The sequence below is a fragment of the Bacillus sp. CH_70 genome (assembly GCF_038007045.1).
GTDB classification, from domain to species: Bacteria; Bacillota; Bacilli; order Bacillales; family Bacillaceae_G; genus Bacillus_A; species Bacillus_A cereus.
In genome coordinates this window covers 3402860-3427099 of the sequence record NZ_JBBOWL010000001.1, presented here as the reverse complement: position 1 = coordinate 3427099, position 24240 = coordinate 3402860, and the positions used below count along the sequence as shown (strand labels likewise).

The following is a 24240-nucleotide window of genomic DNA, read 5'->3' as shown; positions in this document are numbered from 1 at the left end:
GTAAATAATAATAATCTTGTTATAATAACTGAATGAAATCGTTCTCATAAAGTTCAACTAATCGGGCTTTAACAAGCAGTTGATTCCTCACCTAATTCCTTAGCTTTCACTGAATTTTGGGTTAGGAATTTTACTGCCCGTTAAAGCGGCACAAATGGAGGGGCAACATGAAAAAAATAGGTGTAGGGATTGTAGGATTTGGTTTTTCTAGTACGACATTTCATATCCCACTATTACAAACAATAGAAGAATATGATATTCGAGCTGTATTATCCTCAAAAGAAGAGGTAGTAAAAGAAACATTACCAAACGCTAATGTTGTTAGTACAATTGATGAATTGGTGAAGCGAGCTGATGTTGACTTAGTTGTTATTACATCACCTAATACAACTCATTTTCCATATGTAAAAGAAGCAATTTTAAACGGTAAGCATGTTGTTGTAGAAAAACCATTTGTTGTTTCAATTGAAGAAGGGGAAGAGCTTATTACATTAGCAGAGCAGCATAATGTAATGTTAAGCGTATATCATAATCGTCGTTTTGATAATGATTTCTTAACAATTAAGAAATTGTTAGGAGAAAACAGAGTAGGGAATGTATACGCATATGAATCAAATTTTGATCGTTTCCGTCCACATGTACGTGATCGATGGAGAGAAAAAAATCTACCAGGTTCCGGTATATTATACGATTTAGGATCGCATTTAATTGACCAAGCGTTATCAATATTCGGGAAACCAGATGCGATAAGTGCAGATGTAATAAAACAACGACCAGGTGCAGAGGTGGATGATTATTTCCACATAGTACTGCATTACGGAGTTAAACGTGTCATTTTACGTAGCAGCAGTTATGTGAAAAAAGCTGGACCGCATTTTATAGTGCATGGAGAGAAAGGTTCTATCGTGAAGTACGGTATGGATTCGCAGGAAGAGCAATTAAAAAGTGGAATGAAGCCAGGCAATAACGGTTATGGGGTAGACGATGAAGAGAATTTTGCTACTTTAGAAACAGAAGAAAGCTTAGAGCGTATTCCAACAGAAGTCGGTTGTTATGACAATTATTATAAAGGTGTACGAGATAGTATATTAAATGGTGAGGAACTACCTGTAACAGCAAAAGAAGGTTTAGATGTTATTAAACTGATTCAATTAGCGATTGAAAGCAGTGAAAAGGGAAGAGTCATTTCTATAAAATAAAAAAGACACGAAATTCGTGTCTTTTTTATTAGGAATATGTGAATATGATTAATTATTTAGTTTAGTCGTTTATCATACATTAATTGGATTTGTATGCCATAAGGATCTTCAATAATACCATATGCTTCACTAAATATATTTTTTTCTAGCGGAGAGATTATTTTCACATGCTTATCGGAAATTAAATTATTATAAAACCTTTGTATTTCTTCTAAATTAGCGCTTTGAATGCAAAGTGACATGTTATTTCCAACGTTATAACGTTCATTAGGCTTCATTGTATCTTCTGCTATCATTAGCTTTGTATTCCCAATTTGTAAAACAGAGTGAGCAATATAATTTTTATTTTCACTTGTAATTTTAAAAGAACTATCTCTTTTCGCCAGTTCTTCATACGTAACAACCATTAACTTTGTGGCTTCTAAATTACGTGTATAAAAGTTAATCGCCTCCTTTGCTTGCCCCTTCATTGAAAGAAAAATAGCTATTTCTAATGTCATAAATATATAACTCCTTTATTAGTTGATAATTATAATATAGATTAAAAGGGTTTCAATACATGACACCTTTTTGGGAGGGAAATATGAAAAAAACTGAACGAATAAATGATATGCTTATTTTCTTAAATAATAAAAGATATTTTAATTTAAAAGATTTAATGGTTAGATATGATATTTCTAAAAGTACCGCTTTGCGAGATATTCAATCATTGGAAGAAATAGGTGTACCCATATATTCTGAATTAGGTAGAAATGGAAGTTATAAAATTATAGAAAATAGTGTTTTATCGCCAATTTATTTTAGTGTGGATGAAATGTATGCGTTATACTTTTCAATTCTTACGCTAAATGGATACAAGACAAAACCATTTAATGTAGAAAGTATTGCGCTTGAAAATAAATTTAAACATGTATTACCTGATAATGTGAGTAAAAATATTTCAATTATGGAACGAACGCTTTCCTTTGAAGTAACAAATCATAGTAATTTTAGTCCGTTCTTGAAAGAAATTTTACAGGGGATTTTTGCTGAGCGAGTTTATCATTTAACATATTTAAAAAAAGGTGAGGAGAAAGCATTGGTTGCCCAATTTATTCGAATAGAATCTAAATTTGGCCAGTGGTATGCTAAAATCTTTAATTTCGAGACGAATAATGTTCAAATAATTAGATGTGATAAAATTCTTTCTATTGTGGAAACGAGCAATATTAATCCGAAAAATCTTGAAGAATTATTAAGTTATCTTACTACTTTTCACAGAAAGCCTGATGCAATTGATTTTAGCGTCATTGTTAGTCAAAAAGGAAAGGACATTTTTGATAAAGAGAATTATCCTTCCATGAGGATGCAAAAGGAAAATGAAAATTACATTATAACAGGCTATTTTAACAAGCAAGAATTTGATTTTATTTCAAATTACTTTCTGAATTTCGGTGAAACGATTATCTCAATTCAGCCTGTTATGCTAAAAGAGTTAATCTATAATAAGGTGTTATCTATAAAGCAGCATTTAACTTCTTTAAGATAAAGTTAGTTTTAGCTATTTATTTGATATGAGAAAGCCCTTGAGATTTAAATATCCAAAGGGCTTTTTGGTGATTCTATTTGTTCTTTAGAAAAATTATTTTTTTGGGACGGAGAGTCCATAAAAGAACATCGTAACGATATCTTGTATATGTTTTTCACGATCTCCTTCAAGAAGTTGTGCCCCAAAATCATCACCTAATTTAGTAAACATTTGAATGTAAAGTAACATCATTTCTTTAGTAAGGTGTGGATTAATTTCGTTTTTGCGCTGAGCTCGTTCTAATATTTCTAAATACCAGGGCAGGATTTTTTCATTTTGATAACTATAAATAAACTTACGGAGTTCTTCGTCCCTTTGCATCATTTGTAGTAACATATCAGGTTGAAATAGTCCGCCAGTATTCATTTTTCTTACAATCATTTTTTGCATCATATCATGAAAAGGTAATTTTTCTTCTGCAAGCTCTTTATAATATTGAAATTCAGATATGATAAATTCTTGTATAAGCTCCCTAAATAACGCATCTTTACTTCCGAAATGATTATAAATTGTAACTTGAGAAACGTTTGCTTCTTTTGCGATATGTTCTATTTTCACTTCATTAAATCCACGTTCTGAAAATAATAAGAATGCTGCTTCTTTAATGGCACGCTTTTTCTTTTCTTTTACTCTTTCAAAGCCGTTCAATGCAATCACCTCACTTAAAATATACAAGAAAAAATAATGGAAAACAATAATTTTGAAATATGGACTAATAAATATTTCAAAAAGTTGTTGCGAATATGAAAGATGAGGAGTACAATAATTTTGAAATATCACATATTAAATATTTCAAAAATGAGGTGGAATTATGATTTCAGTTCAAGATGTCACAAAACAGTTTTCAAATGGAAAAGGTTTGTTTCATATTACATTTGATGTAAAAAAGGGAGAAGTATTTGGTTATTTAGGACCGAATGGTGCCGGGAAATCAACGACGATTCGTAATTTAATGGGATTTATAAAACCGACAGCTGGTAAAGCGACAATTTTTGGATTAGATTGTTGGAATGAAGCAGCGAAAATTCAAAGAGAAGTTGGTTATTTACCGGGTGAAATTTCTTTTATTGAAGGAATGAACGGATTAGAGTTTTTTAAATTAATGCAAGGAATGCGTGGATTAAAGGATACGAAAAGACGAGATAAACTGATAGAGCGTCTGCAATTTGATGTGAAAACACCGATTCGCAAAATGTCTAAAGGAATGAAGCAAAAAGTAGGGATAGTCGCTGCATTTATGCACGATCCAGAGGTGTTAATTTTAGATGAACCAACATCTGGACTTGATCCACTTATGCAGCAAGTGTTTATAGATTTAATATTAGAGGAAAAGCAAAGAGGAAAAACAATCCTGATGTCATCACATATTTTTACTGAAATTGAGAGAACTTGTGACAGAGTAGCTATTATTAAAGATGGTCGACTCGTAACGGTTGAAAATATTCACGATTTACAAAGTATGAGAAGACAGGTGATAGATGTAACAGTATCATCACAAGAAGAGATTGAGTCCCTTACAAAGTGTAATTTGCAATTTGAAGCGGTAAAAGGCAGAGAGGCATCTATCATTGTACAAGGAAACTATCAAACTGTTTTACAAACACTTTCAAACTATAATGTAACGGCACTTCAAACGAGAGCGATGGATTTAGAACATTTATTTATGCATTATTACGATAAGAAAGAAGGGATAACGCATGAATAAGCAATTGTTTTTAGCTAGTTTGAAAGAAACACAAAAAAGTATTTTGAGTTATGCGTCTGGTGCGGCTTTATATTTGTGGTTATTAATTTGGATATTCCCGTCAATGGTATCAGCGAAAGGGCTAAATGAATTAATAGCTGCCATGCCTGATAGTGTGAAAAAAATCGTTGGTATGGAAAGTCCGATTCAAAACGTAATGGATTTTTTAGCTGGTGAATACTATAGTCTATTGTTTATTATCATTTTAACAATTTTTTGCGTAACAGTTGCGACACATTTAATTGCTCGTCATGTAGATAAAGGAGCAATGGCATACTTGCTAGCAACACCTGTATCTAGAGTGCAAATTGCTATTACACAAGCTACTGTTCTCATATTGGGACTTCTGATTATTGTATCTGTTACGTATGTAGCTGGGTTAGTAGGTGCAGAATGGTTTTTACAAGATAATAACTTAAATAAAGAATTATTTTTGAAGATAAATATAGTCGGAGGGCTCATATTTTTAGTCGTTAGTGCGTATTCATTTTTCTTTTCTTGTATATGTAATGACGAAAGAAAAGCACTAAGTTATTCAGCGAGTTTAACTATCCTATTTTTCGTATTGGATATGGTAGGGAAGTTAAGTGATAAGTTAGAATGGATGAAAAACCTATCATTATTCACGCTGTTTCGTCCGAAAGAAATTGCTGAAGGAGCGTATAATATATGGCCAGTAAGTATAGGGTTAATTGCCGGAGCACTTTGTATTTTCATAGTAGCAATTGTAGTGTTTAAGAAGAGGGATTTACCGTTATAAAGTAGAAAGTCCACTAGAAAGTGGGCTTTTTTTATTTATAAATTTAAACTAGTATGTTTATCGCATAACACTTATAAAGGATATTTATCTTTTTGATTAAGAAAATATTCAAAAAAATGAACCTTTTTCTAGGTTCATACGTCTAATACATGTAAAGTTAAATTGGAAGTGATGAAGTGAGGATGAAACAGGAGGAGCAATTGTGAAAGTAATCCCTTTATATAAAATGATTATAAAAGAAGAAACGGATGTTTCTTTGGCGAAAAAAGGTGATCATGAAGCCTTTATAGCGCTTATACATACAGAAAAAGTGAAGATGTATCGAATAGCAAAGGCGATGTTACGTGATGAGACAAATATAGAGGATGCGATACAGACAACAATTTTAAAGGCCTATGAAAATATAAAAAAATTAAAAAAAGAAGAATTTTTTCAAACTTGGTTAATTCGAATACTAATAAATGAGTGTAACAATATTATTAGAGCGTATAAAAATGTAATTGTGACAGAAGAGAATGATTACAATATGAGTGCGTGTGATCAGTATGAAGATATAGATTTGTGTAATGCGATTCAATCGTTACATGAAGAATTAAGAGCTGTTACGGTGCTTTATTATTATGAAGATATGAATCAAGAGAGTATAGCAAAGCTGTTAGAAATACCGAAAGGAACAGTGAAATCAAGATTGTCACGCGCGAGGGAACAACTACAAAAACGATTAAAGATGGAATAGGGGGTGTAAAGGGTGGATAATGAAAAATTATTTGATGAGAAATTAAAAAAGAGAATAAAAGATGAAAATGTTATAGTACCTCCAGAGTTAAATGAAAAGATTAATGGCACACTACATAATCTTGAGGTAAAAAAGAAGAGTTACAAAATTCATATGATGATAATTAGTGCAGCGGTTTGTATACTTTCAGTGGTATCTATGTCTGAGTTTTCTATACAAAGTTTTGCGCAAAATGGTGGAGTATTTGAATATGTAAAGAAAAAAGCGTTTTCTGATTTTGAAAATGAAGAAGAAATAAAATCGAATGTACATTATCCAGATAAAGAAAAGATTCATCAAAAAATGCTAGATTCTATTGATTATTTTAAAAATATTTCAGGACAATTTGAGGAATATTCTAGCTCATCAAGAATTGCTACAACATATAAGTATGCGATTGATACGGAAAAACAAAGAGGTATCTCTTCGAAAGAAGATAAACTAGCGAAAAAACGAACAATTATATATAACGAGGGCAAGAAAAAAGAGTTTGATGATGAGAAGTATACCTATAAAGAGACAAAATGGAACCCGAAAGAAAGAAACAATGAACTATTAAAATTAAATCCTACGGAAAGGTTATTGAAAAAAGCAGGTGAAAAAAAGCGATATGATGATGAATATATAGGGCTAGCTAAATATAGTATTCAATCAGAATTCGCAGATTTGTTAATTCGATATAAAGATTGGAATTATAAAGAAACGAAATATCTTGGATTAGATTGTTACAAAATTGAAGGAGTCATCAACATAGAGATGCCTGTTAGCACCTCTGAAGATTTAAGAGGGAAATTCGAAATGGTTGTGGAGAAAAATACAGGGATTATGTTGAAATTTCTTAGTTTTCAAGAAGGCTTGATTCAATATTCAGTTACGACTGAATGGATACAAATAGATAAGGGATTGAAAGAAAGTATGTTTCAAAAGGATAGCGCTAAATATGAAAAAATGAAAAACATATTGGATGAATAGAAACAGGAGGAGAGTAAATGGAGAATCATTCATCTTTAAGAGAAGAGAAAAATAAGCAAAAATATAAAAAGAAAACGATAATAAGTTTACTACTGGCGGTATTACTATTTGGTGGAATTGGCTATGGAGCCTATGTATATATGAAAACTTCTAGTCTCGTACAAAAATCTAACTTGAATTTAGCACGAGGTGAAAAATCCAATTTACGTGAGAAATCTGTAAAGCCAATTGCAAATCATGTTTCACTTTTAATTATGGGAATTGATGAAAATCAAGAACGACAAAAGGAATATAATGGTGCATTTCATACAGATGCATTATTGTTAGCGACTTTTAATAAAGACGATAAAACAGTGAAATTAACGAGCATACCGCGTGATACATATACATATGTTCCAGTTGAAAAGAAAAAAGATAAAATAACCCATGCATATGGAAGTGGTTTCGTTAAAAATGGTAGAGATGGAGGACCGCAAGCTTCTGTGGAAGCGGTAGAAAAATTGTTACAGGTGCCCGTTGATTATTTTGTGAAATTTAATTTTGGTTCCTTTACTAAAATTGTTGATGGGTTAGATGGTATTGAAGTGGATGTCCCAGTTGAATTTACGGAGCAAAATAGTAAAGATGAACCTGATGCGATTCATTTGAAAAAAGGATTACAAAAATTAAATGGGGAAGAAGCACTTGCACTAGCAAGAACGCGTCATATTGATAGTGATGCAATGAGAGGTCAGCGCCAACAACTTGTTATTGAAGCGATGTTAAGTAAATTAAAAAGTGTAGGTTCGATTACGAAACTAGAAAAAATGGTTGAGGCGGTTGACGGTGATTTTAAAACAAACTTAGTAATGGATGATATTTTATCTTTTTATAAATACGGATTAAACGGTTCAGTTGAAAAGATTCAATTAGCTGGTGATGATTTATATTTACCTAACGGTCCAAATGGGCAACGTGTATATTATTATAATCCTAATAAAAAAGATCTACAGAGTTTGAGTAATACTCTTAGAACACATCTAGGGTTAAGTGAAAAGCAAATTGAGGAGAATTGAAGCAGGCGAAATGTCTGCTTTTTTATTTTTGTAGAAAAGCGGTTTGTTATAATATACATTATTTATTAACAATAATTTACAAGTATTTTATAGTGGATGGATATAAAGACTGTTAAATCAATACATAGAATTCAATGAGGTATAGTGTTTCGAAACTTTATGGAATTTTTATGAATATTACTGTAAGAAAATAATTTTTTAAAAATTTTCAATAATAGTACTTTACAAATTTTAAAAAATTAGTAGAATAAGAAGTAGTAAGAATCGTCTGATAAATATATAAAGAAAAACAGAATCATCAGAAAATTCTTTAATAGCTATCGTTTAGAATTAGGGAGGGTACAGAAAATGAAAAAGAAAAAAATGAAAAAACTAACAGCAGTTGTAGTACCGGTTTTAGCAATGAGCATGGCATTAACAGCATGTTCTACATCAGGTGGAGATAAGAAGACAAGCACAAATTCTAGCTCTGGTGGAGATAGTAAATCAGAAGGAAAATTAGCAGCAAAACAAGTACTAAATCGTACTGAAACAAATGAGATTCCAACAATGGATACTTCTAAAAATACAGATACATTAGGTTCTCAAATTTTAGGGAACACAATGGAAGGTTTATATCGATTAGATAAAGATAACAAACCAATCCCAGCTGCTGCAGAATCAAGCACGAAGAGTGAGGATGGTAAAAAATATACATTTAAACTACGTAAAGATGCAAAATGGTCAAATGGTGATCCTGTAACAGCGAAAGATTTTGCATATGCATGGCAACGCTTATTAGATCCAAAAACAGCTGCTGAGTATGCATTTATTGCATTTCCAATTAAAAATGCGGAAGCGGTGAATAAAGGTGAAAAACCTGTAGCAGAGCTAGGAGTAAAAGCGGTAGATGACTATACGCTTGAAGTTGAGTTAGAACAAGCAGTACCATACTTCTTAAACTTAGTAGCGTTCCCATCGTACTATCCATTAAATGAGAAGTTCGTAAAAGAAAAAGGGGATAAATACGGTTTAGAGTCTGATACAACAGTATATAACGGACCGTTCGTTCTTACTGATTGGAAGCATGAGCAAGGTTGGAAATTAAAGAAAAACGACCAATATTGGGATAAAAAGACTGTAAAACTAGATGAAATTAACTATAGTGTAGTAAAAGAAGTAGCTACAAGAGTAAATTTATATGATACAAATGCAATTGATTTTGCACTTCTATCAGGTGAATTCGTTGATAAGTATAGAAATAATAAAGAAGAGTTTGGCACATATTCACAAGTAAGCACATACTTCTTACGTCTGAACCAAAAACGTGGCGGACAAGATACACCGTTAAAGAGCCAAAAATTACGTGAAGCAATCGCGCTTTCTATTGATAAGAAAAATCTATCAAATGTAATTTTAAATGATGGATCTAAACCTGCGGACTTCTTAGTACCAAAAGGATTAGCAACCGGACCGGATGGTAAAGATTTCCAAGAAACATTTAAAAATGGTATTAAGCCAGATGCGAAAAAAGCAGCAGCTGCATGGAATGAAGCGAAAAAAGAACTTGGAAAAGACCAAGTTACAATTGAGCTATTAAACTATGATACTGGTAATGCGAAAAAAGTTGGAGAATATGTAAAAGACCAGATCGAGAAAAACTTAAAAGGTGTAACAGTTAATATTAAACTTCAGCCATTCAAACAAAAGTTAAAATTAGAAACAGAGCAAGATTATGATTTATCATTTGCTGGTTGGGGACCTGACTACGCTGACCCAATGACATTCTTAGATATGTTCCAGTCTAATCATTCTCATAACCAAATGAGCTTCGCTGATTCGAAGTATGATGATATGATCAAAAAAGCTGGCGGAGAATTAATGGGTGACGCGAAGAAACGTTGGGAAGAGCTAGGAAAAGCTGAGAAATTACTTCTTGAGCAAGATGTAGCGCTTGTACCTTTATACCAACGTGGTGATGCATATGTTCAAAAACCAAATGCAAAAGGTATCGTTCACCATAACATCAGTCCAGAGTATAGCTTCAAGTGGGCATATATGACTGAAAAAGATGGAAAATAATTTTTAAACAGTAATGTTATCTTTAAGTGGATGTATACAAGTTTCTTAGCTTATTTTGTAGTGAGACACTCGTACAATAGAAAGATAAATGATAGAGCATTCCAAAAGTAGACTATTTACTTTTGGAATGCTCTTTTTATTATGAGATTACATGTAAATAAATCGATAGATGTAAGGAAGAATTTGTATCATGACAATTGTAAAAAATACGTTTTACTATAATAAAAAAATAATTTTTAGAATATTTTAAAAATAACTTTACAAAAGCGGAAAAATTAGTAGAATATTAATTAATAAGAATTTTCTGATAACTAGTTATTAGAAAGTCTATCAAAAATGGTTTCGTACATATAATTGGGGAGGGTACAAAAATGAAGAAAAAGATGAAAAAGTTCACGGCGGTTGTAGCGCCAGTTTTAGCAATGAGTATGGCGTTGACAGCGTGTTCTGGATCTGGTGGGGAGAAGAAATCAACTACGACGTCTAGTGGTGGTGGGGAAGAGAAAAAAGCTGAAATTAAATATGCAGCGAAACAAGTATTAAATCGTACAGAAAATCAAGAAATTCCGACGATGGATGTTTCAAAATCTACTGATACATTAGGTTCTCAAATTTTAGGGAACACAATGGAAGGTTTATATCGATTAGATAAAGATAATAAGCCAATCCCAGCTGTGGCAGAATCTAGTACGAAAAGCGAGGATGGCAAAAAATATACATTTAAACTACGTAAAGATGCAAAATGGTCAAACGGTGATCCTGTAACAGCGAAAGATTTCGTATACGGATGGCAGCGCTTACTCGATAAAAATACAGCTGCAGAATATGCGTTTATCGCTTTCTATATTAAAAATGCAGAAGCAATTAATAAAGGTGAAAAACCTCTAACAGATTTAGGAGCAAAAGCGGTAGATGATTATACACTAGAAGTAGAATTAGAAAAGCCAGTACCGTATTTCTTGAATTTAATGGCATTCCCATCGTACTATCCTTTAAATGAAAAGTTCGTAAAAGAAAAAGGAGATAAGTTCGGTTTAGAAGCAGATACAACGTTGTATAACGGACCGTTCGTTATGGCGTCATGGAAACATGAACAAGGATGGCAATTAAAGAAAAATGATCAGTATTGGGATAAAAAGACTGTGAAATTAGAAGAAATTAACTATAGTGTAGTAAAAGAAGTTGCGACGAAAGTAAACTTATATGATACAGGATCAATTGATTTTACACTATTATCAGGAGAATTTGTTGATAAATATAAATCGAACAAAGAGGAGTACGGTGAGTATTCAGAAGCAAGTACATTCTTCTTACGTTTAAATCAAAAGCGTAACGGACAAGATACACCGTTAAAGAGCAAAAAACTACGTGAAGCAATCGCATTATCAATTGATAAAAAAGGTTTAGCGAACGTTATTTTAAATAACGGTTCAAAAGCAACAGATCAATTAGTACCAAAAGGGCTTGCGACAGGGCCTGACGGTAAAGATTACCAAGATACATTTAAAAATGGTCTAAAATATGATCCGAAAAAAGGTGCAGCAGCTTGGGAAGCAGCGAAAAAAGAACTTGGAAAAGATCAAGTGACAATTGAACTACTAAGCTATGATGATGGAACTGCGAAAAAAATTGCTGACTATTTTAAAGATCAAATTGAGAAAAACTTAAAAGGTGTAACGGTTAACACGAAAATTCAGCCGTTCAAACAAAAACTGAAATTAGAGTCAGCGCAAGATTATGAAGTTTCATTTGCAGGTTGGAGCCCAGATTATTCGGATCCAATGACGTTTATTGATATGTTTGAATCGAAGAGCCCATATAACCAAATGAGTTATTCGAATCCAAAATACGATGAAATGGTAGCGAAAGCAGGTAATGAATTATTGTCTGATCCGAAGAAGCGTTGGGAAACGTTAGGAAAAGCAGAGAAATTGTTCCTTGAAGAAGATGCAGGATTAATTCCTTTATATCAAACAGGTAGAGCGTATGTAATGAAACCGAATGTTAAAGGAATTGTGAAACATAACATCAGTCCAGAATATAGCTTTAAGTGGGCTTATGTAACGGAAGGGAAATAATAAAAAAGAGCGTTTTAAAGGTAGATAAATGACTTTTAGAACGCTCTTTTACTATTAAATTAAATAGAGAAGAATAAGAAAAGTGGTACTTACATATAGTAGATGTGGGAGAATTCGTATAGTAGTAATAGATTGTTATCGAATTAAATAAATTAATTATTATGAATATTTTTAAAAATACTTTACAATCCGAGGAAAATTAGTAGAATAATAATTAGTAATAATTTTCTGATAATTCAAATTAGAAATCTCTCAAAGTTAGTTTCTTACATATAATTGGGGAGGGTACAAAAATGAAGAAAAAGATGAAAAAGTTTACGGCGGTTGTAGCGCCAGTATTAGCAATGAGTGTGGCGTTAACAGCATGTTCTGGATCTTCTGGTGGGGAGAAGAAAACGACTACGACGTCTAATAGTGGCGGGGAAGAGAAAAAATCCGATATTAAATATGCGGCACAGCAAGTAATGAATCGTACAGAAACGAATGAAATTCCGACGATGGATACTTCTAAAAATACAGATACGTTAGGTTCTCAAATTTTAGGAAACACGATGGAAGGGTTATATCGTCTAGATAAAGATAACAAGCCAATTCCAGCGGCGGCAGAATCTAGTACGAAAAGCGAGGATGGCAAAAAATATACATTCAAATTACGAAAAGATGCAAAATGGTCAAACGGTGATCCTGTAACAGCGAAAGATTTCGTATTTGCATGGCAACGTCTAGTAGATCCAAAAACAGCTGCTGAGTATGCGTTTATTGCTTACTATCTTAAAAATGCAGAGGCAATAAATCAAGGGAAAGCAGAAGTTTCTACATTAGGTGTAAAAGCGGTAGATGATTATACGCTGGAAGTTGAACTAGAGAGACCAGTACCATATTTCTTAAATTTAATGGCATTCGCGTCATACTATCCATTAAATGAAAAGTTCGTAAAAGAAAAAGGAGATAAATACGGTTTAGAGTCTGATACGACAGTTTATAATGGACCGTTTGTACTTACTGATTGGAAGCATGAACAAGGTTGGAAATTAAAGAAAAATGATCAGTATTGGGATAAAAAGACTGTAAAACTAGAAGAAATCAACTATAGTGTAGTAAAAGAACCAGCTACAAGAGTAAATTTATATGATACAGGTGCGATTGATTTTACACTTTTATCAGGTGAATTTGTTGATAAGTATAGAAATAATAAAGAAGAGTTTGGTGCATATTCAGAAACAAGTACGTTTTACTTGCGTCTAAATCAAAAACGTGGTGGGCAAGATACACCGTTAAAGAGTAAAAAACTACGTGAAGCAATTGCATTATCAATCGATAAGAAAGCTTTAACGAATGTCATTTTAAATGATGGTTCAAAACCAGTGGATTATTTAGTACCAAAAGGTTTAGCAGCTGGACCAGATGGTAAAGATTTCGCAGAAACGTTTAAAAATGGTTTAAAACAAGACTCTAAAAAGGCAGCAGCAGCCTGGGAAGCTGCGAAAAAAGAACTTGGAAAAGATCAAGTGACAATAGAGCTATTAAATTATGATACTGGTAATGCGAAAAAGGTTGGGGAGTATGTAAAAGATCAAATTGAAAAGAATTTAAAGGGTGTAACAGTAAATATTAAACTGCAACCATTTAAGCAAAAACTAAAATTAGAATCAGACCAAGATTATGATTTCTCATATGGCGGCTGGAATCCAGATTATGCGGATCCAATGACATATCTTGATATGTTTGAAACGAAAAATTCACAGAATCAGATGAGCTATTCAAATTCAAAATATGATGACATTATTAATAAAAGTAAGACGGAATGGATGGCTGATGCAAAAAAACGTTGGACAGAGCTAGGGAAAGCAGAAAAACTGTTACTTGAAGAAGATGTAGCGCTCGTACCTTTATATCAAAGTGGTAGATCGTATGTTATGAAACCAAATGTAAAGGGAATTGTAAAACATAATATTAGTCCGGAATATAGTTTCAAATGGGCGTATGTAGAAGAGAAATAGTAAAAGAAAAAAGCGTTTTCAAGTTGCAACATTGCACTTGAAAATGCTTTTTTTCTGTGCACTATTTTTTTGAGGATGAATATATGTATTATAGAAAACTTGAAGGAGAGTCCTATGAAGCGAAACACATACATCGATTTCCTAGCTTATTACGGAATAGGAAGTGCTCATCCTGGTGGTTTTACGTTAACAAAACAATTGTTAGCACAACTGCCTTTTAAATATGGAGCGAATGTCCTTGAAATAGGTTGCGGTACGGGAAAAACAGCGGCATATATGACAAGGGAATTTGGTTATAAAGTAACAACTGTTGAAAAGAATGAAATTATGATTCAAAAGGCAAAAGATAGATGGTTGTTTGAAGGGTTAGATATACAATTAATTGAAGGAAGTGTAGAGCAATTACCATGTTTGAATAACTCATTTGAGTTCGTACTTGGAGAATCAATCATCGCTTTTACAGAGAAAGAAAGGGTTATCTCGGAGTGTTACCGTGTATTACAGCAGGACGGTAAGCTTGTTGTCATTGAAATGATTATTGATAGGCACATTGATAAGGGTGAGGAAGAAAAAATCGCCCAATTATATGGCATGAAAGAACTATTAACTGAGAATGAGTGGGTACAATTATTTCAGAAAGCAAATTTTAAAAGAATTACAATTGCTGGCGGTGGCACGATTGCAGAAACGATCTCTGGCTATGTAGAAGAGCCAGAGTGGAATGTATCCTCACATATTCCGAATGAGTTATATGAGGCGTGGGTACAGCATGAAAATGTACGGCTTATGTACCAACACATTTTAGGGCATCGTATTTTTATATGTGAAAAATAAAGAAAAAGAGTTGGCTAAAGGTAGCCAACTCTTTACTATGTTAAATGAAAAATAATGCAGCTAATGTAATTCCGAAGATGAAACCAAATCCGAGTTCAACACCCCAGCCACAACCGCCGCCACCCCAGCCGCCGCCACCACAACTACCGCAACCACGGCCACCACATCCGCAACTGCTGAATCCACCACCGCATCCAAATCCGCAACTATCACATCTTCTAAGGCCGCCGCAAAGGTCACAACCACCGTTTGCATAAGCATCATAGTATCCGAATCCTGAATCAAAAGATGAGCGCTGTTGCACCGGTTCGATCCATACAGAGTTTTGTGTCAAATCAATTATTTTACCTAAATGTATACGGCCATCACGGTCTTCAATCCGAACAACTTTTCCAAAATAACGTCGGCATGTATCATAACATTTTTGTCTATGCATGTTCTTTCCTCCTTCCGCATTACAGTAATACGATATGTAAGGGGGACAAGTGCGGCTTGTACGAATGTCCTATCTATCATAATTGTTATAGGAAAGGGGAAATATAAGAAGAGGATATATAAGGAGGAAAAGGCATGAAATCTACAGATCAGTTTCAGACATACGAAGTACCGTGGGAAGAATTTATTGAAGCGTTGCGAGAGGAAATGAAGAAGCAAGTAGGGGCAGATATTATTGATACAGTAGTTTGCAATTTAGAAGATGGTTTTGAAGTGTATACATATGTGCAGGGGGATTTAGATTTTGAATATAAGGAAGGGCTTGAGAGAAAATACGGAAGTGATGCGAAGATACCTAATGTGTTAACGATAATGTTATTAGCTAGTATTTATAATACAAGTGAAGCGAATATACGCTTGCATGCGGATAATAAAGAGAATCCGATTGTTGAAGTGTATGTAAAGCAATGAAACACGCTGTGAAAAGCGTGTTTTTTATTTGTATGATAAAATGTTAGAAAATTGAGAAATGAGGTGGGGGATTGGGAATTAAACATCTTAATTTAACAGTTACAGATGTAACAGCATCTAGAGAGTTTTTAGAGAGGTATTTTGGTTTAATTTGTAGTGGAACAAGGGGGAATGCCTTTGCAGTTATGCGTTGATGGATTTATACTAACTTTAATGAAAGGAAAAGAAGTTCAGTATCAAAAAACATTTCATGTAGGATTTCCACAAGAAAGTGAAGAACAAGTAGATAAGATAAATCAAAGATTGAAGGAAGATGGATTTTTGGTGGAGCCTCCCAAGCATGTCCATGCGTATACGTTTTACGTTGAAGCACCTGGTGGATTTACAATAGAAGTGATGTGTTAAGTTAAAAATCAAACTTTTTGTTATGTGTTTTTAAAATAAAAAGTAGGAAAAGTCTGTTTTAAGCGTGGAGCTTAAACAGGCTTTTTTACTTATATAATTGGATAGAGAATGCTAGAAGGAATATTACCAAGTGTATAATCTGTTTACATAATAAAGTTATGGTGGGTTAGTTGTCCTAAAATACAAGTCATATATCTTGTTTCCTCTCATAAATTTAAACATAGGAATTTGTCTACAAAGGTGGCGAAGCCTCATCATGAAAATCCGAATTTGTGCCACGTTCATGTTGTTTCTATTTATATGTTTACCTTTATCAGCTTTTGCAAAAGGAGAGGAGGCAAAGGAAAGGGTCGTTTCACTTGTATATGACGATTCGGGCAGCATGAGAAATAACGATCGCTGGAAATATGCCAATTATGCTTTGCAAAGTTTAGTTGCGCTATTAGATGAAAAAGATAAATTTTCTTACGTTCCAATGAGTAAGCCGAATGATCCATTAAACATTTCGTTAACGAAGGATAAAAGGCAAACAGAAATTGAGGGGATTGGAGCGTGGAAAACGTATTTAAATACTCCATTTAGCGCGGTAGAAACGGCGATGCAATCTATAAAAAAGGAAGCAGATATAGATGGAAAACGTGAATTTTGGCTTATTGTATTAACTGACGGGGCATTTAATGATTTAGAGAAAGATAAGGTTGGCGGAAAAGAACAAATTTTGCAGAAATTAGCCCAGTTTAAGAAAGAAATGGATGCAAAAAAGATATCGTTACACCCAGTCTTAATTACGATGGAAGAAGATTTAGGACAACAAGAAAAAGAACAATTAAACACGTTCAAAGAAATATGGAAGAAAGAGATAAATGGTGTTACTATGCCGTCAAGCGGAGAAGATGGCATTGTAAAAAGTGTAAATCAAGTGGCAGCATTAGTTGCAAATCGTGATCCATTCTCCTCTGTTGAATCGATTGTAAAAACGAAAGTAGTGGGGAAAAGAGTAGAGATTACAACACCGTTTCCATTAAAGCGTATGACGCTTGTACGACAATCGCCTTCTCTGCCCGATTATCAGGTCACACAAATTTCTAAACCATTACAATTACAATCTTCTTTTTCCATACATGCACCAGGAGAAGCAAAATTGTTCGGAAATATAGTTCATATAAGTACGGAAAATCAGGAAGTTATTAAACCAGGAACTTATACGATAGAAGTGGACCAGGACATTGAGAAAGAAGGACTACAAGTACTAGTTGAACCAGCGCTTAATTATACGGTTTCTACTTATGACAAAGATGATAGTAGTCAAAAAAATGTAGAGGAAATGTACGAAGGTGTTACTGCTGTTATTGAAGCAAAGCCTACGGAGTTGCCAGTTCAGTCTTCTTACTTTCAGGCAGAAGTAGAAATAGACGGAAAACAATATCCGATGAAGTGGGACGATAAGAGGCATGTGTTTTATTACGAAACTAAGCTTGGTAAAGGGTTAGTACGCGGGAAAGTTCATATGAATATAAAGGGGTTTTATAGACAGACGAAAGAATTTAAAATTGAAACAGCTGAGAAACCAAAATTATCACTTCAAACTGTTACAAAAGATTATGAAGAAAAAGTGACAAATTTAGAGAATAGTAAACCATTTGTTTTGCAGCCACAGTTAGATGGTAAGCCGATGACAGAAGAAGCTGTAAAAAAACTATTAAAATCTACTGGTATCACATCTAAACAATCAATCAATTATGAAATAAAGCAACATGGAAATCAGATCTATGTTTATCCTCGTCCCTATTACTCCGACACATTTAATTTTACAGATACCGGCACCGTAGAAGCTACCATCGTAATGCAGGATTCAAAATTACAAGAAGTAAAGAAAAACATAACATTCCATATTCAAGATGCTCCGTTTTATGAAAAATATGCGCTTATTTTTAAGTTTGTCATTCCTATCACTTTATTACTACTAGTAGTAGGAATCATTGTTTTAGGATGGATTGTTCGGCCAAGATTTCACCGGAAAGCACTACTGTATTATGAATGGGATCAAGAGGTAGCGAAAGATTGGCTATATCAATCTGAACCAGAATTACTTCGAAATAAATGGTGGAACCATTATTTTGGTATCCCATTTAGAGCAGAAAGAAAAACAGTGCAATCCGTTACGTTTATAGCGAAGAAAGGTTCGAAATCTGTCTTTGTAGCGAAAGAATCACAAGTAGTTGGAATGATTATTGATGGGATGTTTATAACAGAGGATGAAGTAGGAATGGAACATAAGACACTATATCCAAATGAACTTTTACTAATTGATAGAGGATATGGTAAGGAGATTTACAAGTACGAATGTGAATAGTAGATAGGGAAAAGAAGGGGATGGAGTATTGATTCTCTTTCCCTTTTTTCAAACAAGCAAGAATAGGAAGGTGGTTCACATGACATTACAAGTTCCAACAATATTAATTGGTTTAGGTGGAATCGGTAGTACTGTGACGCATCAAATATATGAAAAATTGCCTGAAGAGCGCCGGAAAAAGGTAGCAATGCACGTATTTGATACAGATGTGAATACATTAAGTAAATTTGATCATATTCGAAAGTTTAAGACACAAACAAGTTCTAGTAAAACGCCTAGGGAGTATATTGCGGGAGATCCAACGATCCCAGAGTGGTTTCCGATGGATCCGACTATACTTGATAAGCCATTAACAGAAGGAGCAGGACAGTTACGCGTCATTTCACGTTTAGCGTTACGTGCTGCGATGAAAGAAGATAAATTAACGTCCTTTTGGCAAGAAATTGAGAAAATTTTTCCGGTTACAAGTGATCAAACGGAATATGGTGTGCGTGTCATTATAGTAACATCACTAGCAGGCGGAACAGGTTCGGGGATGTTTCTGCAAATTGCATTATATTTACGTGAAATGCTTCGGAAGAAATTGCAGCATCATAACATTTTAATACGCGGTGCGTTTTTAATGCCGGATGTTTTAGTAAAGACGAGAACAGTTAGTGCGAAAGAGTTTGAAACGGTGCAAGCGAACGGCTATGCATCGTTAAAAGAATTACATGCTATTACACTCGGTTCTACTGGAGAATTATCAAAACGCGGCGGTGTAACAATTGAATTAGAGTATCGCCCTGATCAAGTAGATGAAGACGGAAGAACAAATCATACAATTAAACAACATCATTTACCGTACAATTATTGTTTCTTATACGATTATGAAAACCTACATGGACACCATTTACACAATTTATCAGATTATATGGAACAGATGACAAATACAATTTATTTACAGTTATTTAGCCCGATGTCTACAAGTCATTTTGCACAAGAAGACAATCAAATTCAGCAATTAGCAGAATCAAGCGGAAAAGGACGATATTGCGGGGCAGGAACGGCAAAACTCATTTATCCGTATGAGCATGTGTTAAAATATTGTGCTTTAAAATGGGCTGTGCAAGGTTTAGATGAATCGTGGCTTCATTTAGATCAACTGTTTCAAGAGAAGAAGCAAAGATATGACCAAGATGTAAAACGTGGGATGCAGCGCGAAAAGCCGGAGAGAGGTAAAAGTTATTTAGAGGACTTGGAACATCTTGCTACCCGTCCAGAGCAAGCTCATATTTTCTATAGACAAATGTACAATGAAACACGTGAAGGAGCAGAGGGTGGTAAGCTCGGAGTTGCGAAATCAAAACTGTTTTTAGAAGCTGTAGAAAGTTATGTACAACGCACGGTGCAAAAAGATGAGGAATTAAATCGTCTGCAACATGAGTGTAAAATTTCAGCTGCGAAACTGAAAATGATGGAACAAATGAAAGGTGAAGTAGCAAGAGTGGATCACGCGGTTCGCTTATATGCATATGCGATTCCGAGCCGTGTACATGAACATGTAACGACACTTTTATATGACATGATTGAATCAGACCGCTTTTCACCAAGTGGTTCTGAAGGGCAGTCCTATCAATTAAATACATGGTTTTTAAAGAAAACAGATCCAGTTCACCCAGTAGCAGCACGTTTTATGTTATATGAAATTCGAAAACAGTTAGTAGAAAAAATGAATCGACTACATGAAAATAATGAACAAAAGCGTAATGTAATTCAAAACTACGATAAAAAATTTAATGTAGGTAATATCGATGGCACGGTAACGGCTGTACGCCGAGTAGAAATTGCTCAACAACAAGGCTGGTTCGGAAAAATGATTAATAATCAGCAACGTTTATTCAAAAGAGAATTTGAAGACATCGTAACGCAATATGTACACAAATTAAATGAATATCGAAAAGAAATGCTATTAGAACTTGTGTATCAATCGCTATATCAGGCAGTTAATAAAATGATTCAATATTGGGAAAGATTTTTTGATAATTTACATGAAACACGTGAAAATTTATTGTTTGAAATCCAAAAGCGCAGTAAGGAATTTGAAGGGAAAACAAACCCGACGAATGTTTATGTATTAGCAGAGGAACAGCTGCAAGAAAAGATATGGCAAGATATGCAGCAACATTTAAATTTAGGTGTACTACCGAAAGATATATCAGCGGAAATTTATATGAGTTTGTATGGGGAATATTGTCGTGATGCGAAAACAGAAGAGATTCAGTCGAAAAAGGTAGAGGATTTCTATCGCGAACATATACTGAGCTATTGTTATGACGAACTGCAAGTACGCTATCGTGATAAATTAGAATTGAATATTATTGAAGCGTTGCGAAAAGAAGCAGATTATAAGAAACGTGATCGCGATGAATACGTGCGTGAAAAAATTGAAGACCTGTTCCATTTAGCAAGTCCATTCATTCCGAAAGTTGCTCATCATAGGGAATTACAATATTGGGGTATACATCCTTCTTTAAAGAAAGAGCTACAAGAGGAATTGATTCAAGAAATGTTTAAAGAAAAAGATACAGTACACGAAGCCTTTTCGCCATTTGAAGTGATCTGTTATCGAGCACATTATGGCTTATCGCTGCAAGATTTTCCTAAATTATCATCAGGACATATTTCAAACGGATTTATGAATGATAAAGGGGACTATTTCCAATCGTATTATCGCCGTGTAAACAAATTAAATAGTAAAAAATCTAGTTTAACGCCGCATTTAGATAAGTATTGGCACTTACCAGCCTTTATGCCAGATTTGAATGCGACTCAAACAAAATTAGATTATGATAAATGTAATCGTGCCTTACTATACGCATATATGTATCGCTGGATTAGTTTAGTTGCTGTTGATGGACAGTTTGTGTATCAATATAACGGTGTGGGACGTAGCTTTTTAATTCAGTCGATGGGGAAAAATATTTCAAGCGAAAGTTATAAATTACACAGAGCATTGCTTCATAATCCGTTTATTTATGAAAACATCTTGTCACGATTTGAAGAAGAGCAAGAAAAGGCGATGATACAAGGTGGACATTTATATACACATCCGTTCGTATTAGGAGCCCAAGATGTAAGATGGCTTAGAAAAGAACATGTCCACAATCTTTTAGACATGATTTTAATGTATGACCGTGAAGCGAAGTATGATCCGACGTTAGAAGAAACATCAGATGAATTATTAAGACTATTCCTTGATGAAATCGAGTTGTATTTCCAGAACTATTACGGTACAGGTGCTGATATGGTTGCAAAGAAAGAGAAAGAAATGTTTATTAAACAATTGTGGGATCGCTCGCATGCGAAAGGATATGTAGATCCAAATAGCGCTCCGTATAAAAAATGGCAAAATTTATTAAGTATTCAAGATGAAGAAGAAACGCCAAAAACGAATGTATAATGAATGAAAAGGGAATCCTTAAAAGTGGCAATACAACTTTAGAAAAGAGGGATTCTGATGCCGTTTTTAGGAAGTGTATATCAAATATTTGGGTTATATCCGGAACTTTATTATGGGATGATTTCAGCAGAGTTGCAAGAGGAAGCTCAGAAGGAGCATCTTGAAAATAGTAGTGCAGAAGCTGAAGTGGAAGAATAAAAAAAGTGCAGATGAAAATCTGCACTTTTTTGTTAGTATTAAAACGGTGAAATAACCTCAAATGAATTATTATTTTTAAATAATAATTCATTTTCATTACATACAATTTTCATTACATTGTATGTAATGAAAATTGTATGTAAATCAATGTAATAAAATACATATGAATATTAAGGTGGAAAACAACAATGTTTTTAAGAAAATAATTATGTATAAAAATAACATTTGATACATAATCAACCGATTATTTTTGAGTGATTTATTATTGACAATATAATTAATTGTATGATAAATTCAATCAGCATTCTTAATGGTTTTTTGGTATGATTAATATTTTGAAAATTCAATACGGTATAAGGAGATTGAATTTTCTGTTTTTATGAGTTGGGTTACTAAGTCTATAGGGGAAGTGAACTATGTATATTTTTATTTTTAAAATAGAACAGTAATAAAGAATGTAACAAGTAAGAGATAAACTTGAAAAAGAGGTTTCAAAGAATGAGTCTTTTCATAAAGAAAGTAATGGATGAAGAAAAGAAAAAAGTATTGAATCAAACTTTAGGAGCGATTGATTTAACTCTTTTAGGTATTGGAGCAATTATTGGTACAGGTATTTTCGTATTAACTGGTATTGTAGCAGCGAAACATGCTGGTCCAGCGATTGTATTATCTTTTGTATTAGCGGCAATTATATGTGCATGTGTAGCTTTCTGTTATGCTGAATTTGCATCTACAGTTCCAGTTTCGGGAAGTGTATATTCATATACATATATGACACTAGGTGAGATTTTTGCATTTATAGTTGGCTGGTGTGTTATGCTGGAGTATTTATTAGCGACTTCTGCGGTTGCAGCAGGCTGGTCAGCATATTTTCAGTCATTGCTACTAGGTTTTAATATTCACATTCCTACGGTTTTTGCTTCGGCACCAGGAATGGGGAAGGGTGGAATCATTGATTTACCAGCAGTTCTTATTATTTTAGTTGTTACATTTTTATTAAGCCGTGGTGCAAAAGAAAGTGCACGAATTAATAATATAATGGTTATTATTAAACTGGCTGTTATTGTAGGATTTATTGTTGTAGGGACACAATATGTAAGACCAGAGAATTGGCAACCATTTCTACCGTTTGGTTTTCACGGTGTGGTAGGGGGCGCTGCTACTGTATTTTTTGCTTTTTTAGGATTTGATGCAGTTGCAACAGCCGCAGAGGAAGTGAAGCGTCCACAACGTAACGTGCCAATTGGGCTACTTGTTTCCTTGTTCATTTGTACCGTTCTATATGTAGGTGTTTCATTCGTGCTAACTGGAATGGTTCCGTTTACGGAATTAAATGTTGCTGATCCGGTTGCATATGCGTTGCGCACTGTAGGAGAAGATAGAATTGCTGGGTTGTTATCGGTGGGAGCGATAGCGGGGCTAACAACAGTTCTGTTAGTAGCTATGTTTGCATTTGTTCGTGTATCTTACTCGATGAGTCGAGATGGACTGTTACCAAAAAGACTTTCAAGTGTCCATAAACGTTTACAAACTCCATTTTTTAATACGTGGATTACAGGTATACTAGCAGCTTTATTAGCGGGATTAGTGGATTTGAATTTATTAGCTAATTTAGTGAATATGGGAACGATAACAGCATTTGTGTTTGTATCTATAGCTGTCATTGTATTAAGAAAGACGCATCCTGATATGAAGAGGCCATTCCGTGCCCCTCTAGTACCTTTTTTACCTATCGTTTCAATAGTAAGTTGTATATATTTGGCTTTGAACCTTTCTAAGCTTACTTTAATTAGTTTTGTGGCATGGATTATAATAGGCGTTTTCATATATTTTGTATATGCTAAAAAACATAGTAATGTTAGAAATGGAAATAGAGTATAGTCCATTGAAA

Annotated in this window: 19 protein-coding genes and 1 pseudogene; 17 read left to right on the top strand and 3 right to left on the bottom strand. The window is 33.9% G+C overall.

Going from position 1 to position 24240, the window contains the following annotated elements:
• The first annotated feature begins 167 nt into the window (after positions 1-167).
• Entirely contained in the window at positions 168-1199 is a 1032-nt protein-coding gene (locus N2V79_RS17275) for an oxidoreductase (protein ID WP_063548324.1), read from the top strand.
• Positions 1200-1255: 56 nt separating this feature from the next.
• On the opposite strand, the gene N2V79_RS17270 is transcribed toward N2V79_RS17275, so the two are convergent.
• Positions 1256-1699, bottom strand: coding sequence for a VOC family protein (locus N2V79_RS17270; protein ID WP_340720102.1), 444 nt, complete (start codon positions 1697-1699; stop codon positions 1256-1258).
• Between the two features lie 59 nt (positions 1700-1758).
• Here N2V79_RS17270 and N2V79_RS17265 point away from each other — a divergent pair, with 59 nt between their 5' ends.
• Complete coding sequence (locus tag N2V79_RS17265) at positions 1759-2727, top strand: helix-turn-helix transcriptional regulator (RefSeq protein ID WP_106824421.1); 969 nt, start codon at positions 1759-1761, stop codon at positions 2725-2727.
• Between the two features lie 93 nt (positions 2728-2820).
• Here the strand turns inward: N2V79_RS17265 and N2V79_RS17260 are convergent, their stop codons facing one another.
• Positions 2821-3423, bottom strand: coding sequence for a TetR/AcrR family transcriptional regulator (locus N2V79_RS17260; protein ID WP_145959769.1), 603 nt, complete (start codon positions 3421-3423; stop codon positions 2821-2823).
• A 154-nt stretch (positions 3424-3577) separates the two neighbouring features.
• Between N2V79_RS17260 and N2V79_RS17255 the strand changes: the two genes are divergently transcribed.
• The 9 genes from N2V79_RS17255 (at position 3578) to N2V79_RS17215 (ending at position 15045) form a co-directional block, all read left to right on the top strand.
• Complete coding sequence (locus tag N2V79_RS17255) at positions 3578-4471, top strand: ABC transporter ATP-binding protein (protein ID WP_157417699.1); 894 nt, start codon at positions 3578-3580, stop codon at positions 4469-4471.
• A complete protein-coding gene (locus N2V79_RS17250) occupies positions 4464-5270 on the top strand; it encodes an ABC transporter permease subunit (protein ID WP_097961077.1) in 807 nt (268 codons plus the stop codon). Before N2V79_RS17255 ends, N2V79_RS17250 begins: the two co-directional genes overlap by 8 nt.
• Positions 5271-5472: 202 nt before the next feature.
• Complete coding sequence (locus N2V79_RS17245) at positions 5473-6006, top strand: RNA polymerase sigma factor (RefSeq protein WP_000864723.1); 534 nt, start codon at positions 5473-5475, stop codon at positions 6004-6006.
• A 12-nt stretch (positions 6007-6018) separates the two neighbouring features.
• A complete protein-coding gene (locus N2V79_RS17240; protein ID WP_088023473.1) occupies positions 6019-7017 on the top strand; it encodes an anti-sigma factor in 999 nt (332 codons plus the stop codon).
• 17 nt (positions 7018-7034) lie between these two features.
• Entirely contained in the window at positions 7035-8072 is a 1038-nt protein-coding gene (locus N2V79_RS17235; protein WP_088023476.1) for an LCP family protein, read from the top strand.
• Positions 8073-8420: 348 nt separating this feature from the next.
• A complete protein-coding gene (locus tag N2V79_RS17230) occupies positions 8421-10133 on the top strand; it encodes a peptide ABC transporter substrate-binding protein (protein ID WP_000727535.1) in 1713 nt (570 codons plus the stop codon).
• A 371-nt stretch (positions 10134-10504) separates the two neighbouring features.
• Complete coding sequence (locus N2V79_RS17225) at positions 10505-12211, top strand: peptide ABC transporter substrate-binding protein (RefSeq protein ID WP_000728442.1); 1707 nt, start codon at positions 10505-10507, stop codon at positions 12209-12211.
• Positions 12212-12504: 293 nt separating this feature from the next.
• Positions 12505-14211, top strand: coding sequence for a peptide ABC transporter substrate-binding protein (locus N2V79_RS17220; protein ID WP_053563837.1), 1707 nt, complete (start codon positions 12505-12507; stop codon positions 14209-14211).
• A gap of 114 nt (positions 14212-14325) precedes the next feature.
• Positions 14326-15045 (top strand): class I SAM-dependent methyltransferase, encoded by a 720-nt coding sequence (locus N2V79_RS17215; RefSeq protein ID WP_000828255.1) that lies wholly within the window; start codon positions 14326-14328, stop codon positions 15043-15045.
• Positions 15046-15085: 40 nt separating this feature from the next.
• Here the strand turns inward: N2V79_RS17215 and N2V79_RS17210 are convergent, their stop codons facing one another.
• Entirely contained in the window at positions 15086-15481 is a 396-nt protein-coding gene (locus tag N2V79_RS17210; RefSeq protein ID WP_069356064.1) for a hypothetical protein, read from the bottom strand.
• Between the two features lie 134 nt (positions 15482-15615).
• Between N2V79_RS17210 and N2V79_RS17205 the strand changes: the two genes are divergently transcribed.
• The 6 genes and pseudogenes from N2V79_RS17205 (at position 15616) to N2V79_RS17180 (ending at position 24230) form a co-directional block, all read left to right on the top strand.
• Positions 15616-15951: a hypothetical protein gene (locus N2V79_RS17205; protein ID WP_000842905.1), complete on the top strand. Its 336-nt coding sequence runs from the start codon at positions 15616-15618 to the stop codon at positions 15949-15951.
• Positions 15952-16022: 71 nt separating this feature from the next.
• Positions 16023-16356: pseudogene (locus tag N2V79_RS17200) on the top strand (VOC family protein).
• Positions 16357-16612: 256 nt separating this feature from the next.
• Positions 16613-18709 (top strand): vWA domain-containing protein, encoded by a 2097-nt coding sequence (locus N2V79_RS17195; RefSeq protein WP_071731383.1) that lies wholly within the window; start codon positions 16613-16615, stop codon positions 18707-18709.
• A 79-nt stretch (positions 18710-18788) separates the two neighbouring features.
• Entirely contained in the window at positions 18789-22151 is a 3363-nt protein-coding gene (locus N2V79_RS17190; protein ID WP_340720101.1) for a tubulin-like doman-containing protein, read from the top strand.
• Between the two features lie 57 nt (positions 22152-22208).
• Positions 22209-22349 carry a hypothetical protein gene (locus N2V79_RS17185; protein WP_001116193.1) on the top strand — a complete coding sequence of 47 codons (141 nt, stop codon included), beginning with the start codon at positions 22209-22211 and terminating at the stop codon, positions 22347-22349.
• Between the two features lie 498 nt (positions 22350-22847).
• Entirely contained in the window at positions 22848-24230 is a 1383-nt protein-coding gene (locus N2V79_RS17180; RefSeq protein ID WP_340720100.1) for an APC family permease, read from the top strand.
• Positions 24231-24240 lie beyond the last annotated feature (10 nt).

Bases quoted from the DNA above. Each gene is read 5' to 3' on its own strand.
- N2V79_RS17275 (WP_063548324.1), top strand. From the start codon at position 168: ATGAAAAAAATAGGTGTAGGGATTGTAGGATTTGGTTTTTCTAGTACG.
- N2V79_RS17270 (WP_340720102.1), bottom strand. From the start codon at position 1,699: ATGACATTAGAAATAGCTATTTTTCTTTCAATGAAGGGGCAAGCAAAG.
- N2V79_RS17265 (WP_106824421.1), top strand. From the start codon at position 1,759: ATGACACCTTTTTGGGAGGGAAATATGAAAAAAACTGAACGAATAAAT.
- N2V79_RS17255 (WP_157417699.1), top strand. From the start codon at position 3,578: ATGATTTCAGTTCAAGATGTCACAAAACAGTTTTCAAATGGAAAAGGT.
- N2V79_RS17250 (WP_097961077.1), top strand. From the start codon at position 4,464: ATGAATAAGCAATTGTTTTTAGCTAGTTTGAAAGAAACACAAAAAAGT.
- N2V79_RS17235 (WP_088023476.1), top strand. From the start codon at position 7,035: ATGGAGAATCATTCATCTTTAAGAGAAGAGAAAAATAAGCAAAAATAT.
- N2V79_RS17230 (WP_000727535.1), top strand. From the start codon at position 8,421: ATGAAAAAGAAAAAAATGAAAAAACTAACAGCAGTTGTAGTACCGGTT.
- N2V79_RS17225 (WP_000728442.1), top strand. From the start codon at position 10,505: ATGAAGAAAAAGATGAAAAAGTTCACGGCGGTTGTAGCGCCAGTTTTA.
- N2V79_RS17220 (WP_053563837.1), top strand. From the start codon at position 12,505: ATGAAGAAAAAGATGAAAAAGTTTACGGCGGTTGTAGCGCCAGTATTA.
- N2V79_RS17215 (WP_000828255.1), top strand. From the start codon at position 14,326: ATGAAGCGAAACACATACATCGATTTCCTAGCTTATTACGGAATAGGA.
- N2V79_RS17210 (WP_069356064.1), bottom strand. From the start codon at position 15,481: ATGCATAGACAAAAATGTTATGATACATGCCGACGTTATTTTGGAAAA.
- N2V79_RS17205 (WP_000842905.1), top strand. From the start codon at position 15,616: ATGAAATCTACAGATCAGTTTCAGACATACGAAGTACCGTGGGAAGAA.
- N2V79_RS17195 (WP_071731383.1), top strand. From the start codon at position 16,613: ATGAAAATCCGAATTTGTGCCACGTTCATGTTGTTTCTATTTATATGT.
- N2V79_RS17190 (WP_340720101.1), top strand. From the start codon at position 18,789: ATGACATTACAAGTTCCAACAATATTAATTGGTTTAGGTGGAATCGGT.
- N2V79_RS17185 (WP_001116193.1), top strand. From the start codon at position 22,209: ATGCCGTTTTTAGGAAGTGTATATCAAATATTTGGGTTATATCCGGAA.
- N2V79_RS17180 (WP_340720100.1), top strand. From the start codon at position 22,848: ATGAGTCTTTTCATAAAGAAAGTAATGGATGAAGAAAAGAAAAAAGTA.